At 40.5% G+C, this 17,218-nt stretch carries 10 protein-coding genes; all 10 read left to right on the forward strand.

Annotation, left to right across the window (positions count from 1 at the left end):
• The first annotated feature begins 200 nt into the window (after positions 1-200).
• The 10 genes from B5F53_RS15910 to B5F53_RS15950 all read left to right on the forward strand — a co-directional run bounded on the left by B5F53_RS15910 (position 201) and on the right by B5F53_RS15950 (position 17,096).
• A complete protein-coding gene (locus B5F53_RS15910; RefSeq protein ID WP_140398261.1) occupies positions 201-794 on the forward strand; it encodes a hypothetical protein in 594 nt (197 codons plus the stop codon).
• A 19-nt stretch (positions 795-813) separates the two neighbouring features.
• Positions 814-1,209: a hypothetical protein gene (locus B5F53_RS15915; protein ID WP_087225376.1), complete on the forward strand. Its 396-nt coding sequence runs from the start codon at positions 814-816 to the stop codon at positions 1,207-1,209.
• Positions 1,210-1,219: 10 nt separating this feature from the next.
• Positions 1,220-1,390 carry a hypothetical protein gene (locus B5F53_RS19975; RefSeq protein ID WP_162610633.1) on the forward strand — a complete coding sequence of 57 codons (171 nt, stop codon included), beginning with the start codon at positions 1,220-1,222 and terminating at the stop codon, positions 1,388-1,390.
• A 24-nt stretch (positions 1,391-1,414) separates the two neighbouring features.
• A complete protein-coding gene (locus B5F53_RS15920; protein ID WP_087225378.1) occupies positions 1,415-3,457 on the forward strand; it encodes a vWA domain-containing protein in 2,043 nt (680 codons plus the stop codon).
• A gap of 18 nt (positions 3,458-3,475) precedes the next feature.
• Positions 3,476-6,883: a tubulin-like doman-containing protein gene (locus B5F53_RS15925; protein WP_087225381.1), complete on the forward strand. Its 3,408-nt coding sequence runs from the start codon at positions 3,476-3,478 to the stop codon at positions 6,881-6,883.
• Positions 6,884-7,022: 139 nt separating this feature from the next.
• Positions 7,023-10,013, forward strand: coding sequence for a tubulin-like doman-containing protein (locus B5F53_RS15930; RefSeq protein ID WP_162610634.1), 2,991 nt, complete (start codon positions 7,023-7,025; stop codon positions 10,011-10,013).
• A 39-nt stretch (positions 10,014-10,052) separates the two neighbouring features.
• A complete protein-coding gene (locus B5F53_RS15935) occupies positions 10,053-11,789 on the forward strand; it encodes a hypothetical protein (protein WP_087225387.1) in 1,737 nt (578 codons plus the stop codon).
• A complete protein-coding gene (locus tag B5F53_RS15940) occupies positions 11,789-12,412 on the forward strand; it encodes a hypothetical protein (protein ID WP_087225390.1) in 624 nt (207 codons plus the stop codon). The genes B5F53_RS15935 and B5F53_RS15940 overlap by 1 nt, the downstream gene beginning before the upstream one ends.
• 2 nt (positions 12,413-12,414) lie before the next feature.
• Positions 12,415-14,238, forward strand: coding sequence for a TRAFAC clade GTPase domain-containing protein (locus B5F53_RS15945; protein WP_087225393.1), 1,824 nt, complete (start codon positions 12,415-12,417; stop codon positions 14,236-14,238).
• Positions 14,235-17,096 carry a hypothetical protein gene (locus B5F53_RS15950; RefSeq protein ID WP_087225396.1) on the forward strand — a complete coding sequence of 954 codons (2,862 nt, stop codon included), beginning with the start codon at positions 14,235-14,237 and terminating at the stop codon, positions 17,094-17,096. Before B5F53_RS15945 ends, B5F53_RS15950 begins: the two co-directional genes overlap by 4 nt.
• The last annotated feature ends 122 nt before the right edge of the window (positions 17,097-17,218 follow it).

The raw sequence follows: 17,218 nt of genomic DNA on the forward strand, positions 1-17,218 counted from the left end.
ATGAGAGACTAATTTTCCCCCGGTAAATGCTGGGGGATTTTCATATTTTGTCAAGGCACGGATGATTACCTACTTACCTTATTTCAAAGTCCGATGAAGAATTATCTCTTCTTGCAAAATCCCTGGGATTAGTTACCGAAAGTAAGTTTTTTGCAAGAGCACAAAATGGTTCCGAAACCGTCAAACGTGTGCTGAAGGAAATGAATAATTATTTTCAGTCATATTATCAGAGTGAGTGCCCTGAGAAAATAAATATTTGTTCTGAAGTTCGGAATAATAATGTGCTTTTTATAGAAATAGCTGATCAGTATCAGACAGAGATGCTGGAATATTTTTGCAACGAGTTGAAATGTTGCTCGAAAAAATGTCCTTATATTGTATTAGATGATATTTTAATAAAAAATAATCCAAACTTTGAAGATTATCTCCTCCAGAGTACCGGTCTGAGATTTTGTATAGGAGCTATGGATATATCGGTAGTCTTAAGCAAAGATGGTCTGGATGATTTTTTATCTCAGACGCAAACGAAGTTTTTGCTTCACTACGATAATGCGGTAGCAGCAGAAAAAATCACGGCATCTATCGGATACTATTATCATATGAAGGTCTCGGAGGAAGAGTCTGCCAATAGAGATGCATTTAAAATTTTGAATAACAGTGTTTCAAAAGGATTCAGTGTGACAGATGAAAAAAGGCTGATAATTGAGGGTACGGATCTGACGAATCTTTCTGAAGCGCAGTTGTTCTTAATTGATAGTAATTCGGGAAGAATTTTTGTAGACGGATTGCTATAGATGAAAGGAGAGTGGGGATATGGGAAATTTCAGGACAGATGATGATTATTCTCCAAAGGATTATAATTACCCTCCGGATACGGGTTCCGGTTATGATGGCTATGATAATCCGGAAATGGGAAATCATCCAGGCGGTTATGGTTCTGTCAAAAAAACAAATATTATTTCAAGAATAGTCCGCGCATTGGGGAATACGGGAACAGGTGCAGGTTCAGGTAAAAAAAGCGGAATTTCTGTGGAAAAGGTACTGCTTGTGCTATATCTTATCGCGATGGTATTGGTTGTAATCAATATAACTGCAGTATTGGATTTTCTATTCTATGCAACTGTGCCTATTTTACAATACGTGATTGTAGCGCTGATCGTCGTGCTGCTGGGATATATTTTCTGCCGATATATTCTGCATATTAGATAGGGGTGTATGGATGATGAGAATAGTAAAATTATGCTTGATTACGTTGCTGGTTCTGGAAGTATTGGCCATAATTGCTCATTTCGATGAGCTATTGAGTTTTACAGGTAACATGGTTGGCGCATTTATGCCTGTATTTATCATGATGGCAGCACTTATCTGGATGATTAAGAAGATATTTTGACAAAAGAAAGAGAGGAACAATAAGATGAAACATAATAAATTGTTTGCTGTGATGTTATTTGCCCTGGTTTTGATAATAACGTCATTTGCAGGCGGGCAGTCGGTTATGGCAGAAGAAACGAAAGACGGGGATACACACTATAATATTGAGATAGTTGTAGACGCCAGCGGTTCTTTGCAGATAACGGATCCGGAAGATAACCGTTATACTGCAATTGATATTTTTTTACAGACCCTTCGTGAAAATGGAAATAATGTGGGTTCTGTAGTATTCACGTCCAAAATCGAAGAAGATACCGGGTTAAGTGAGATAGACAGTAAGAATTCAAAAGAAAAGCTAAGCAAGCAGATTCAGAAATATGTGCCGGATCAAAGTGATACGAATATTGGTCTTGCCCTTCAGACGGCAGCGGATAATCTGAATGCCAGTAATGATGAATCTGAGAAGATTATTCTTTTGCTGAGTGATGGAAATACAGATATGGGGTCCAAAGAGGCCGACAAAGAATCCCTTGAAATTGAACGCAAAGCAATTGAACAGTGCGTTGCGGATGAAATTAAAGTGTATGGTATCTGTCTGAACAGTAATGGCGCGGCAAATCTGGAGGAATTCAAAGACATGACCTCTTCTACAGGAGGCTCTTTCCTGGAAGTTAAAAGTTCAGAAAACTTAGTTACTGCTTTGAAAGATTTTTATGGACAGATTTTTAAAACCAGGTTTATTTCTGATAAAAAAACGATAAAGGACGGGTCGGCGTCCAAGTCTATCGAAGTGCCATCCTATGGTGTGGAAGAACTAAACATCACCATTAATAATGCTTCCAAACTATCGGGCGTGGCAATAACCAAACCGGATGGCGTGGATATGTCCGAAAATGAGTTTAGCGGAATCTCGTCTCTCATTGGCGATTATTACTTTATTAAGATCACAGAACCGGACGAGGGACTGTGGGATGTAACGGTAAAAGGGAAAAAAGGAACGGAAATTACATTTGATTTCGTTTTCAATACGGACAATACAGTTGGCCTGGAAACGACTTCCGAAGAGAATTCGTTTTCTTTAAATGAAGATGTGGAATTCTCAGCCGGATTCTATTCTGACGGCGAAAAACTGATTGGTGAAAAATACTATGAGTATTACGCTGGTACGGTGGTCGTTGACTCTGCAGACAGCGAAGACGAGAAAGACGCCCAACAGTACTATCCTATGGATGCAGATGGCGAGAATGGATTTAAAGCATCTTTGTCATATGATAAGGAAGGAACTTATGAGGTATATGCAGTACTGACGTGCGGTGAGTTTGAGAGTATGTCCGAGCCGATTACGATCTCTGTTGGCGATGCTCTTCCGGAATTCTCAGCAGGAGATGAGGTTGAAACAGTTAAAATTACGAAATTATTTAATAAAGAAGAAACCATTGATATTGGTCAGTATTTCTCTGATAAAGAGGATCAGAATCTTGCATTGTCAGTGATTGCATCTTCTTATGAAGATGGCGACATTGAGGGGCCTGATGGCAACGAAGTTACCTTAAAGAAGCTTGTTGACGGAAAGATGACAGTTCAGGCGGAGGATAAGAATGGAGGAACGGTTAAAGGAGTAATCCAGATTGAAGTGAGAAATCTCACATGGATTCCTCTTCTTATTTGTGGAGTTCTGCTGCTTGTTATTATCGGAATCATTATTTTAAAGATTATTGAAGCAAAGAAGAGGTTCTTCGCAGGTTACTTGAGCGTATTCTCAGCAAGCCAGGTCGATGACAGTAATTCCAGACCTGCAGCTGAATTTACCGGAAAGTATCTATTGTCGAACTTCTGTCTTATGAACCATCAGTTTGATAACGGAATGTATTTTAAAGTACTTCCTGATAAGAGTGTACCTGGATATGGAAGTCATAAACTCCGGCTGGTTTCTCCAAAGACATTCTATTACCTGTCGCCATCGGGAGAAACGGCAGTGAAATCCCTGGATATGGTTACAGGAATGCCGTACGATATCCGATCGACTTCTCAGGAAGATTCTACAGGATATAATGATACGATTAGTATCTCTCTTGAAGAGAGTTAAAATAAGGAGGAGAACAACATGTTGAATTCACTGTATATTGGCAATCGGGACGGCGGGATTATCAGTACAATAACCCAGGTAGACCAATCTTCAGAACCTGTGGTGATTATCGGACTTGGCGGAACCGGCGTCGATGCTATCTCTCACTTAAAAACCAAGCTTCACAGGCAGATTAAGCCAGACAATGAGAACGATGTAAGGAGCAGGGGGGATGAACCCAGGTACGATCATATTAAGTTTCTGGGGATTGATGCCGACAGCAAATGGCTTGAAAGAGCTGGACTTACCGAGGGAGAAAGATTGAATATTCAAAATCGTGACTATAAGGTTATCTTTTCTCCTGCGAAAATAGATGCGCTTAAGAAGCAGAAAGAACTGCAATGGATGAGTATCGATTACGTATCGAACCATCTTCCTCAGAATCCAGACGGAGCTGGGGCCTATCGTCAGTTTGGCAGATGGCTTACCATTGCCAGTGCAAGCAATATTAAAATGAAACTGACGCAGGTGATCACCCAGGCCTGTACTGAGCGGACTGGCAATAGCTTAAATGTTCACATTGTATCCGGCATTTCCGGCGGGATGGGGGCCGGTTCCTTTGTGGATGTATGTTATATTGCAAGGGATGTAATTAACGGATTAGGATTTAGAGGGGCTAACGTGTTCGGCTACTTCGTCCTTCCGGATGCAATTATTTCCAAGGAGGAAATTATTGGTGATCCTGTCAGGAGGGCTAATAATCAGAGGAATGGCATGGCATCGCTGCTGGAGATCGAACATTTGATGAACCTGAAGGATTCCCATGAATGGTTTGAGCAGGATTACGGTTCGTTTCAGATCCGTACGCAGGAACCATTAGTTAATATGTGCCATTTTGTATCTTCAACTAACATGAAGGGAGTTCCTGTATCGAATGGGTACGAATATGCGTTAAATGTAATCGGAGATTATATCCTTGCATTTGTATCAAAAGAACAGGTGAAGAATGGTGGGGAAGCAATCACAATGTCGGGAAATCTTACAAATATTACTGCTGCTGTAGCAGGAATAGATCCGGAACATGGACATGGCTATTCTCAGAACTACCACATTATTGGTTCTGCAAATGCGGAGATTCCCACCACCCAGATGGCTACCTACTTAGCAACTGAGCTGTTTAAGAAGCTTACCATCCGCAAGGAAATGCCGGATAATGACCAGATTGAACAGGAGTTTGCAGATTATCTGAAACTATCTGACAGCCGTTTTAAGCAGTTGGAAAACCAGATAGCCCAGGGCGGTTCTGGATGGATCCAGATTACAGAAGATCTGGTTAAAAAACATTTTGACTGGATAAAAGAGAACATGAATAACGGGAAATTTCCAACTGCGATGATGAACCCTATAACATCATCTTTAAAACAGCGAAAAGCCCTTCTGACTCAGAACAGAGGATCCATGGAAAAGGATGTTAATAAATATGTTTTTGAAGCAGGCGCCAGCTCCATCCCCGGTTTGGCATTAAACAAATTGATCGAACTGGCAGAAGACCCCGGGAAAGGGCCAATCTATGCCTATGGGATGATGAATAAAACAGGGGCGGACATCTTTCACTATCTTGATGGCAGGCTGAAATATTATACGGATCAGAGGCAGCATGCAAGGGATCAGGAGGCTCTTTTTGCAAGTCAAGAGCCAGATGCCAGAAAAAAATTAGGGAATTCTAAATTCGGGAATAAAAAAAAGAGTATTAAGGAATATGCAACAACACTGAATAGCCAATATTTCTGGCAGGCACAGGGAGACTTGTTTGAAGCGATGGAGCGTCTGATGAAAAATTTGATTGAAGCTTTCCGTTCCATGAATAACAGATACTTGAAGCCCTTGTATGAAATTACAACGGAGTTAATGGAGACGTTTGAGGCGAATCGTACCTATTTCCAGTTGGGGAAGGGAGACCAGTCACCGGATGGCTTTACGAAGCAGCTTGCAAAGTTCTCTGAGATTAAGCCGCAACTGGATGCGGAGATTGGAATGCTGGATCCCGTAGTAGAAACGGGAGGCCTTTTAAAAATTCTTACCACGTATCCGGAGATCTGGATGGAACATGAGGAATCCAAACTGAAGGCGAAGATTTCGGAGTATGTTTTGGGAAAATTCAATCTAACTCTTTCAAAAAATCTTGAAAGCTTCCTGAGAAAAAAATGGAAGATGGAAGAGGCGTCTGCCGGAAGCTTTGCGGATGCTATTCAGCAAAAGACTATTGCTCCACTTGTAGATGCAGCGGCCCCGATTTTCTGGACCGATGAGCCGATGGTTAGCGATAACACGAAGACGGCGCACCGTTCTATTTTGACAGTGCCAAATGAAGCAAGCTGTATTTGCCAGGCAGCAGACCAACACAAAGGTGCCGATATTAGTATTGGAGTGAGAAGGTCGAGTATTAATGACAGGATCTATATTCTGAGAACTATAAGCGGTGTCCCCATGCATGCGTATCGGGGGCTGGTGGAGTATCTTGGCGCATATGAGGGCTATTCTGAGTCAGGCCTTCATCTCCATGAGCGTGACGTCAATTGGAAGAAAATCTTAACCTTCCCTTATCCCTATAGTTACGTGCCGAAGTATACCAAAAATGCAGAAGAACTTGTGAAGCTGTATGATAACGCAGTAGCAAAGGGGATTATCTATTTCGAAAGTGAAACTGAAACGGCAAGCGAAAAGGCATATGTTAAACAGTTTAAGGAGATGGAAGGGGAACTGTTCAATGTGGAAGACCTAAAAAAGGATGGAAGGATGGATATGGAAAGGGCGAATCAGAGAATTTCTGAATTGGAAGGAGTCCTGAATTCACCAGTAAATACCATTCCGATTAATTCCAAGGGAAATTTGCCGGGTAATACATTAGTCAGGGATAATTTCCTCAGGTTCTATGGCATTCAGCAGGTTGTCAGGAAAGAAGTTGAAAAGTTTGACAGTGTGAAGAAAGCTATTGCAGAGATTAAAGAAACTATGAGCAATATGAGTCGTTTGGAAACTCTTAGAAAAACTTTTTTCGATGCGGTTTTTACAGGGCTGTTCGAGGATGAGGGATTTAATGTGTCCTACAAATACGTGCAGTTCGGAATGGAGAAGGCAGCCATGTTGTGTGATAACAGTATGCCCTATTCTGGACCCAGTAAGTATTATCAGGCGTTTAAGAGTGTGTCAGCATTAGAGGATGAGGTTCAGGCGGATATTAAACAAAATGCCAATACCAGCTTTAACGAGATGAGCTCAGAGAAAAAGAAGGAAAGAGCAGAGGAGCTTCTGGCCAGGTACAATCCTCAGATACTGGCGATGATTTCGAAGAACTTTGCGGGAAAATCAGAACAAAAAGAGATTGATGCCTTCTATGCTTTCTTTATTGACTACTTGCGGAATATTCTCATAATGCTGACGATGTGAAGTGCATTGGTGTAAATGAAATCATTAACTGATGAGGGAACTCCTTTGCCGGTTTGGGGGAAGGAGTTCCTATTAAAGAACAAACGCTCCGCTATGGATGCGACCAGATGCATATGGAATTATACGGAGGGGTGATACGATGTTGGAATCATTATTTATTGGTAACCGGGAGGGAGGAATCGTTAATTCTATTACACAGGTTCCTCAATCTTCAGAACCCATGGTAATTATCGGGCTTGGCGGAACCGGTGTTGATGCTGTCTCTCGCTTAAAAACCAAGGTTCACAGACAGATTGAACCAGACAATGAGAACGATGTAAGGAGCAGGGGGGATGAACCCAGGTACGATCATATTAAATTTCTGGGGATTGATGCTGACAGTAAATGGCTTGAAAGATCCGGACTTACCAAGGAAGAAAGGTTAAATATTCAGAACTATAATTATAAGCATATTTTTTCATCGCTTATGTTAGATGGTCTTAAAAGCCAGAAAGAAATGCAGTGGATGAATGTTGACTATATGTTAAACCATCTCCCTCCGACTCCAGACGGAACCGGAGCCTATCGTCCGTTTGGCAGATGGCTTACCATTGCCAGTGCAAATGACATTAAAAGGAAACTGACACAGGTGATCACCCAGGCCTGTACTGAGCGGACTGGCAATAGCTTAAATGTTCACATTGTATCCAGTATTTCCGGCGGGATGGGGGCCGGTTCCTTCGTGGATGTATGTTATATTGCAAGGGAGGTAATTGACGGATTAGGATTTAGAGGGGCTAACGTGTTCGGCTACTTCGTCCTTCCGGATGCAATTATTTCCAAGGAGGAAATTATTGGTGATCCTGTCAGGAGGGCTAATAATCAGAGGAATGGCATGGCATCGCTGCTGGAGATCGAACATTTGATGAACCTGAAGGATTCCCATGAATGGTTTGAGCAGGATTACGGTTCGTTTGTGATCCGTACGCAGGAACAATTAGTTGATATGTGCCATTTTGTATCTTCAACTAACATGAAGGGAGTTCCTGTATCGAAGGGGTACGAATACGCGTTAAATGTAATCGGAGATTATATCCTTGCATTTATATCAAAAGAGCAGGTGGCGGATGGTGGGAAGCCAGTCGCGCTGGCTGGGATTGCTGCCGGCATGCCGTGGGGGTTAGCAGGAATAGATCCGGAACATGGACGTGGCTATTCTCAGAACTACCATATTATTGGTTCTGTAAATGCGGAGATTCCCACCACCCAGATGGCCACCTACTTAGCAACTGAGCTGTTTAAGAAGCTTACCATCTGTACGAAAATGCCGGATAATGACCAGATTGAACAGGAGTTCGCAGATTATCTGAAACTATCTGACAGCTGCTTCAGGGAGCTGGAAAACCAGATAGCCCAGGGCGGTTCTGGATGGATCCAGATTACAGAAGATCTGGTTAAAAAATATTTTGACTGGATAAAAGCGAACATGAATAACGGGAAATTTCCATATGCGATGCTCGCCCCTACAGAAACATCTTTAAAACAGCGAAAAGCCCTTCTGATTCAGAACAGAGGATCCATGGAAAAGGATGTTAATACATATGTTTTTCAGGCAGGCGCCAGCTCCATCCCCGGTTTGGCATTAAATAAATTGATCGAACTGGCAGAGGATCCCGGGAAAGGGCCAATCTATGCCTATGGGATGATGAACAAATCAGGGGTGGACATCTTCCACTATCTTGAGGGCAGGCTGAAATATTATACAGATCAGAGGCAGCATGCAAGGGATCAGGAGGCTCTTTTTGCAAGTCAAGAGCCAGATGCTAAAAGAAAATTGGGTAATTCCAGTTTTCTGAATAAAAGCAGAAATATGAAGGAATATGCAGCGATACTGAATAGTATGTATCACTGGCAGGCACAGGCGGATTTGTTTGAAGAGATGGAGCGTCTGATGAAAAATTTGATTGAAGCTTTCCGTTCCATGAATAACAGATACTTGAAGCCCTTGTATGAAATTACAACGGAGTTAATGGAGACGTTTGAGGCGAATCGTACCTATTTCCAGTTGGGGAAGGGAGACCAGTCACAGGACGGCTTCACGAAGCAGCTTGTAAAGTTCTCTCAGATTCAGCCGGAGCTGGATATGGGGATTATGAAGCTGAATCCCGTAGTAGAAACGGGAGGCCTTTTAAAAATTCTTACCACGTATCCGGAGATCTGGATGGAACGTGAGGAATCTAAATTGAAGGCGAAGATTTCGGAGTATGTTTTGAGAAAATTCCGTCCAACTCTTTCAGGAAGCCTTGAAAGCTTCCTGAGAAAAAATTGGAATATGGAAGGGACGCCTGCCGGAAACTTTGCGAATACTATTCAGCAACGGATTATTGAGCCGCTTGCAGATGCAGCAGCTCCGATTTTCTGGACCGATGAGCCGATGGTTAGCGATCACACGAAGACCCTTCACAGAACCATTTTGACTGTGCCAGGCACAGCAAGCTGTGTCTGGCAGGCAGCAGACCAGTACAAACTCAGCAATGATAATTGGGTTGAAGTGAGAAAGGCGTTTATTTACGACAGGCTCCATATCCTGAGAATCATAAGTGGTGTCCCTATGCATGCGTATCGGGGGCTGGTTCAGTATCTTGGCGCATATGAAAGTTATCAGGAATCTGGCCTTCACCTCTGTGAGAATAAACCAAATTGGAGAGAAATCCTAACCTTCCCGTATCCCTATAGTCTCGAGCCAAAGTATACTAGAAATGCGGAAGAACTTGTGAAGCTGTATGATGACGCAGCAGCAAAGGGGATTATCTATTTTGAGGGAGCAACTGCAACGACAGGCGGACAGGCATATGTTAAACAGTTTAAGGAAATGGAAGGGGAACTGTTTAATGTGGAAGACCTAAAAAAGGATGGAAGGATGGATACGGAAAGGGTGAGCCAGAGAATTTCTGAATTAGAAGGAGTCCTGAATTCACCAGTAAATGCCATCCCGATTAATTCCAAGGGAAATCTGCCGGGTAATACATTAGTCAGGGATAATTTCCTCAGGTTCTATGGCATTCAGCAGATTGTCAGGAGGGAAGTTGAAAAGTTTGACAGTGTGAAGAAAGCTATTGCAGAGATTAGAGGATATATGAGCGATGAATGATGGTTGGCCACAGGAGATTATTAACCAGGGAGGATGGAAATGAAGAAATTAATAGATTGCTGTGTGGCAGAGATACGAAACAAATCTGAAAGAAACGGGGCAGTAGGATATGACGCACAGGCTCCCAGAAATCCTTCCATTATTGTTAATTATAATTTAGATAAAAAAGCATTGGACAGTTATTATGAATTTCTGGAACAGTTGTGGCCGGGCGTATATTTGAATATTCCAAGGGCAGATAGGGAATCGGATTTTGAGGCAATTGAGAATCAGGTTCGCGCAAACCCGTTATATTTGAGCCTCAGTGAGATTCAAATCCATGTGTTGGTTAATATGACAAAATGCACTTTGGAGGATCTGCGTCTTTTTTTGAAGCAAAAATTTAACAGCCCGTTGTACAAAATTATTTTGCACGAATTCTTAGATTATGAGAGACAGAATCAGATTGAAACGTCTGAAAAGAATCTTTTAAACCTTATGGAAAACCGCGATCGGATTTGTTATCAGTTTGTATATTCCAACAGACTGTCTAATGGTGCGATGTGGTTAGGAGAGAGCGGGTTAAAGATTGCAAGACTGGCAGCCAATATCACAGCCATAATGAGTATTGATTCCCATTACTTTAATGACAATAATGCGTATACTTTTTCTTATAATCTGCTGGAGAAGCCAACCAGAAAAATTGTTCAGTTTTCCATTCGCAGGTTACTGGAAAAGGTTTGTAATTGTCCGGAGTACGCAAACCTTGATCAGGATATTTTGAGAAGATACAGAGGAAGTATTCAGCGAGAGGCTGCATATGGAACGGGTTCTTTCTTATTCAGAGAAACGGATTTTAAGTATCTGCCAGACAATAAGAAATTGCAGAAAGAAAAGGCGAATATAAAAAAGGGGATTGCATCCTTAGAGAGGAATTATCCTATCGCAGCAATGTGTTTTAACGCAATGATAAAGCAGAAGGTAAGCGAGATTAATAGATCGCGGGCGAAGAAGGTTGACTTTTCCGGCGAATTATCAGAGCCGCTGCTTACATTTTATGCAGTTGAAGGTTTCCTGAAAGGAAATCGCCAAAAGAAAGATTTGCTGGGGAGTCTTAAAACAGCTCTTTTGCATGAGAGACAAATCTCTGATGAAGGAACTTACAGTAAGGTTTTAACGGAATATGCGAATCAGGTAATTGAAGATGAAATCACGGAAAGAATATTTGCCGCTTTTTCAGAGCAATTTATGAAGAAAATAGATCATACCAGTGAGGTTTATCAATGGCTGCTGGAATGTTTAAGGAGTCCGGAACTGCAGATTCATGCAATTGAAAAAGAAGCAAACTTAACGAACTATTATGGAGGGCGGGTGGACGATTACTTTGCAAGCCATGCAGAAGAGATTATTGCGAAGCTGGATGCCTGTTCGGATAAAGAGGATTTACTGAAAAATCGTTTACATTCAATATTACTGCAGATATTTGACAGTAATCCTGTTTATTACAAGTCTTTTGAAGAGGAAATTAACACGCGCGTTGGAAAGGTTGATATAGCGAAGAAGATGTTCGAAGAAATCAGTGAAAAAGACAGTGTTACCAGAAATATTTGCATTAATTGGATGAATCTTCAGTTTAAATTAGAGAAGATGGAAACAGGAGATGTATTAATATTAATCCATCCGAACTCAAAACTTTTGAGGCTTGCTGACAATTATAAACCTTTGGAATCAAGCAGGCAAGATTGTGTGGAAAGAATTGATTTCCATACCTTATCTCTGAAACCGGAGGTGAAATAATGGAGATCAAATATATGAACCCACAGAATCAGATCATGATTCAGGATGCGAAAATTGTCAACCAGAATTATTCGATTAGTTGGCTGGCGTCTGTATATCATCCGGACATATTGGTATGCGTCAAGTCTTCATGGATAACTTACGATGAATTAAAAAAAATATTGGAAAATCACTGTGAAGAAATGAGACATCAGGGAAATGGTGTGTATTGGCAAAAGGTGACCAGACAGACTTCATTACAAATTTTAACAACTACGATAAAAGCGCCGGTTGATGTTATCTTGCTGCCTGTTACAAAGAATGAAATTCTTATTCCGGCTGACGGGGAAGAATGTGCCAAACTTCAGAAAACGATTAAAGGGGTTATTAAGTGCATAAAAAAGAGAAAGTCCTTTTTTCCGGTATTTAAGGCTGCGGAACATCTTACATTTGTCAATGACTCTTTACCGGTAAAAGGAGATGAAATAGTAGCAGAATATATGGTTGATAACCTCAGGTATCCCGTGACAGCAGCAATGCTTGGTCAGACAATTAGTATTCAAATTCCTAAAAATTCCACATGTCAGCCGTGTATTACAAAGAATTTGAACAGCAAATATAACTTGACGATAAGCGAGGAGTAGCTATGAAAGAATCATGGAAAAGGATTAAATGTCCTTACTGTTTTGCAGAATTTGCACACGATGAAGTGCATTTTCGAATTGCAGAAGAGGCATGTGAAGATGCGAAGAACAAGGCAGCGAAGAAAGAAGATCCTGCGAAACAGGAGGAATTTTCTAAGTTTCTAAAGAGAGAAGAAGTGGATCCGAAATACGATAAAGTCTGGGGAAGTTTACGTGGAGGGATTCCAGCACCCAATGTGGAAGATTCGTTCTTTATACCCTGGGTGGATCCATCGAATAAATCAGACATGATTGTAGGGGACTACATCGCTGATAACGATGGTTTTATAGAAAAAATTGAAGATAAATGCGGTCATTTTGAGAGTAAAACCAGAATTTGCCCATATTGTCATAATAAATTACCCCTTCATTACGGAAAAAATCCACAGAAGTTTATATCGATCCTGGGTGTATCAACATCAGGTAAGACGGTATTCCTGAAACAGCTTCTGTCTAAACTTCAGGATTCTTTGCAGGGGGGCATCCTGAGTCATGTTAATGGTTCTTTTGTTGACCAGTTGTCATTACCAGATGATGATAATTCCTACCTGACCTTAAATCAGCCATTGCCGGATTCAACTAAGACGCTAAACTTTAAGGTTCCATATTTTGTGACCATGACCTTTGAAAAGAAGAAGGAATTAAAAACGTATGACTTTGTTATTTATGATGTTGCAGGAGAAATTCTTGTTGATCTTGTGAAGGAAAATCCGAACAGGTTTGAATTTTTTGCCGGTTATATTAAAAGCTCGGATGCCATTATCATGCTTATCGATCCGATGCAGTTAGTAAACAATCCAATACCCAAATATCCGGCCAGTAATATGATTTCAACTTTATATAGGGTATTTGGCGGACAGGTTCCGGTACCTACGGCAATTACAATATCAAAATCAGATTTGCTTCTTTCCAGCGCACTGATTAAGGAAAGCCTCAATCCGGACGGCGTTTTCTTTAATCCCAATTCAGTAATAATGAAAAATATTCCATGGGATCCGGAGAAGAAATATTTTTATGCTGACGAATATGCCCTCTTAAGCGGACAGCTTAGAAGATTTTATACTTCAAAAGCCAATCCTTTTTATGTAAATGTGCAACAGCAAATTGCCAATCCTTCCTTCTTTGCTGTTTCTGCTCTTCTTGACGGGGTAGATCAGAAACTTACCTTCGAGTTAGTTTCAAGGGATGAATGGAAAAGCAATTACATAGAAGCGTATATGAAGAAATTTGGGGTTTTAAGCAAGAAGCTGAAAAATATCCAGCTTGACCTGGAGGATCAGGAAGCCAATCCGGCTGATAATATCATTGATACAAATAATATTATTGTAAGAAGATCTTTCATTTTTGATCAGAGCGACGAGGTTGCCAGAAAATTGGATGAAATTCTCAGGGATGAATCTATATTAAATACCCGGGCGGACGTTAGAGAGGCTGTCTATGAGAGGTTTGACGAGGATGAAATTATAGAACTGGTTGCGGCAGACCATGGAGGAAATGAAACGCTGTCCATGAGAGATTTAATCAGATACATCAGCAGCAAGAAAGAAGAGATGGATGATTACTCTTTTGATATTTATATGCAGGGTTATCCAAGAGGGAATGGGGATTTGAGGTCATTGCGTATTGAGGAACCCCTTTTCTGGCTGTTGAGTGAAATGGATATTATCGCCCGTGGAAACGTGTATACGTCAAATGTACAAAATGATCCGGAACAGTCGGGAGTAAGCGGGAACTGGTGGAAGAACCTGTTGAAGAATCTGGGGCCTTTTGGAGGTAAGAAAAAATGATTGAGCAAGTTTTATATAGACGAACAGTTGAACAAGGTTATATGGAATATTGTTCTCGTGGTTTATCGAAAGAGGAAGCCCACCGTGTGAATGTTGTCATGGATATGGCGGCTTCAGATATTGGAGATTTGGGCTCAGGAGCGGATTCCCCATTTATGCTTTATCCTTTTGAAGAGATGCATCGATTCTGTCTTGCTACGTTCCAGAGAGAATTTTCAATGGGAAGAAGTAATTCTGTAAACCATGGGTTGTTAATCGAAGATACGGAGTACAGGGAACTTGTTAAGAATCCGGAACAAATTTGGGGATTCACAAATAAGAACTTCCTTTCAAGAAAAGTAAATCATCGGGAAGAGATGTTTGCTTTAAAGGCTTTAAATATCTCTGCGAATGCTGAGCTGAGTAAAGACTATATTTTTCAGGAATATAAGCTTAACAATGAAGGATATTTAAAGTTTTTAAATGCAGTTTACACGTCCCTTTCCAAAAATAAAAACTATTCATGCGGTCTTCGGATTGATAATTCCAAAAATGCGAATAAAGTTATGCGTCATTTGGGTTATTTAATCATGAGCATGCTGCCGTATGAATTACGTGAGAAGATTTCCTTCTGCAGCAGAAGCGTACCGAGCAGCATTGGAGTAACGGTTCAGATTCTTCAGGAGAAAGATCCGGAAAAAACAGATATAACCTACGATATAAATACAGGCGAGTGCTTCGTTAACAACTCATCTGTTGAAATAATGGATTTTTATTTGGAGGATTTGTTAACGATGTCTGACGAAGCGCTGAAGGATTATTTTGGCGTTCTGGAGACATTCAGGGATAACCTTAAGCTTTCTGAAGGCAGCGAAGCAGAGTATGTTATATCAAAGCTTTCGAAATTATCGCAGAAACCTTCGATGTTTGCATCAGAAACGGCAGAGACGCAATTTACATTCATTAATGATGTATTCTCACTTCCGGCTTCCAATATGGATGTGATTAATTCAATTGTAGTCCGATTACTGCCATTTGTGGATTCCAACCATTACATGGAAGCGTTTAATATTAATTTTGAGTTATATAGAAAACTGGATTCTGAAAAAGAATCTGACAGACAAATCATGGCTCAGATTGAAGAAAATTTGATTCAAAATTATAATAACGCGTCAACGGAGGAGAAAAAACGACTATTCACTTTGGTATTTGAGTCGGAAGAATTACATACCAGAGCAGGTACGATACTCGAGAAATTTGTGGAGATAAATAAGATAGAGCTGGACGTCTCCTTAGTTAATGAGTATATCCAACTGTACGAAGAATTTTTTGAAACGGAATGGAAGTCAGCCCTGTACTGGAAGATTGTTACTGTCTTTAAACAGTGCGATATTCCCGGTAAAGAGAAAATCTGGAATCGTATGTATAACAGTGCAAATGCAGATGCCAGAGAAGGCTTTTTCTACAATATTTTGTGTGATGACGATGAACCATTTTACAAAGTTGTTTTCAATACACTGGTTAATCTTTTTATCAAATCACAAAATCAACAGTTCAGGGAACGTTGTTATACACGTATTAAGGATGTCATTCATCAGGAAGACGATAAGTATCGTTTGAAAATTTTACAGGAATATAATGATGTGGATGAAGCGGAAGATTTCATCTGGCTTGAGACATATAATGCCATTGAAGATTACATAAGCGCCGCTGCGGATGTTGAATTTTTAAGATGCCTTAAAGATAAGTATTGTAAGTCTTCAAATCCAGAAATCTGTGATTTATATCTGGAATATATTGGGTGCGTTCCGATTTTTGAATTAGAAAATATGATTCGTCAGTATGGACAACAGGCGAAAACCAACGAGCGTGAGGATCGTCTGCTTAACAAAATCATCTACTTCCTGACAAGAGACAAGAAGAAGGTTTCTGTTGCCGTATTGAAAGTGCTTGCTGCTGTAGTGAAAGAGGAAAGCGTAAACGAACTGGCATCTTATATCAGTAAGTTGTATTTATCGACTTCTTCTGACAGCAGTATTGCGATATATGATTTTCTTGAGACGAAACAACCCCGCTTGTTTAATAATTCATATTTAAATAAGGAATATATACCTTCTTATGACAGTTATTGGGCGGCGAAACTGGATAATAAAATTTTGAAAGATGACAGGAATCTTGTCAGTGTTCTCCAGTATTTAGAAAAGCTGCAATATCATAAAGAATCTTTTAACAAGATTAATCTGGCCTGTCAGAAATGGATTGCTCAGGAAACAGCAACGGCTGGATCTGATTATGAACGTTATCTGAAGTGTAAGGAACTGTGCGGCAGACTTGGCAGCCTTTTACATACTCAATTTGGAAATCAGTACTATTCCCAGTTGATGCTCCAGGTGCAGGATAGCTTTTGGAAAGCGTCCGATATTCATACATTTGACTATGCACACTGGGATATGTATAAATCAGGCAGTGTCATCTATACTCAGAAATTTAAAGATCATGAAAACCACGTATTAGCAGAAAGTATCGGTGGACTGCTTGAAAATTCCTATGTGAACTGGGATAAAGTATATGAAATACTTCTTACCAGAAAGTATATTTCTCAGGATGATATTCGTAATCAGATCATCAAAGATTTTGATGAGAAATATCATAATCGGGGTATGAGTATGTCTGATCCGGATTACATTGCTTTTATCAGTGTTAATAAGGACAGTCTCCAGATGGATTATACAAAGCTTTTTGATACTTTGCAGAAGTACAATCACCGTATTGATGAGAAAACTAAATATTCGGGTACGTCAGGGTCAGTGATCAATTACGAAAAAAAATATCCAGGTATAAGAACTATCAAAGCGATAACCCATCCTATGGTGAAGTAATCAGAGGCCTGTTTTTCGAACAATTTGCGGTACTCTTTTTGCTGCTTGCCAATAATATTTTCAGGGTTTTTGTAATCGAGACCTCTGAGGACTTAAAAACCAGAAACTTACTTTCACTTTGT

Source organism: Blautia sp. An249 (assembly GCF_002159835.1).
Lineage (GTDB): Bacteria > Bacillota > Clostridia > Lachnospirales > Lachnospiraceae > Blautia_A > Blautia_A avistercoris.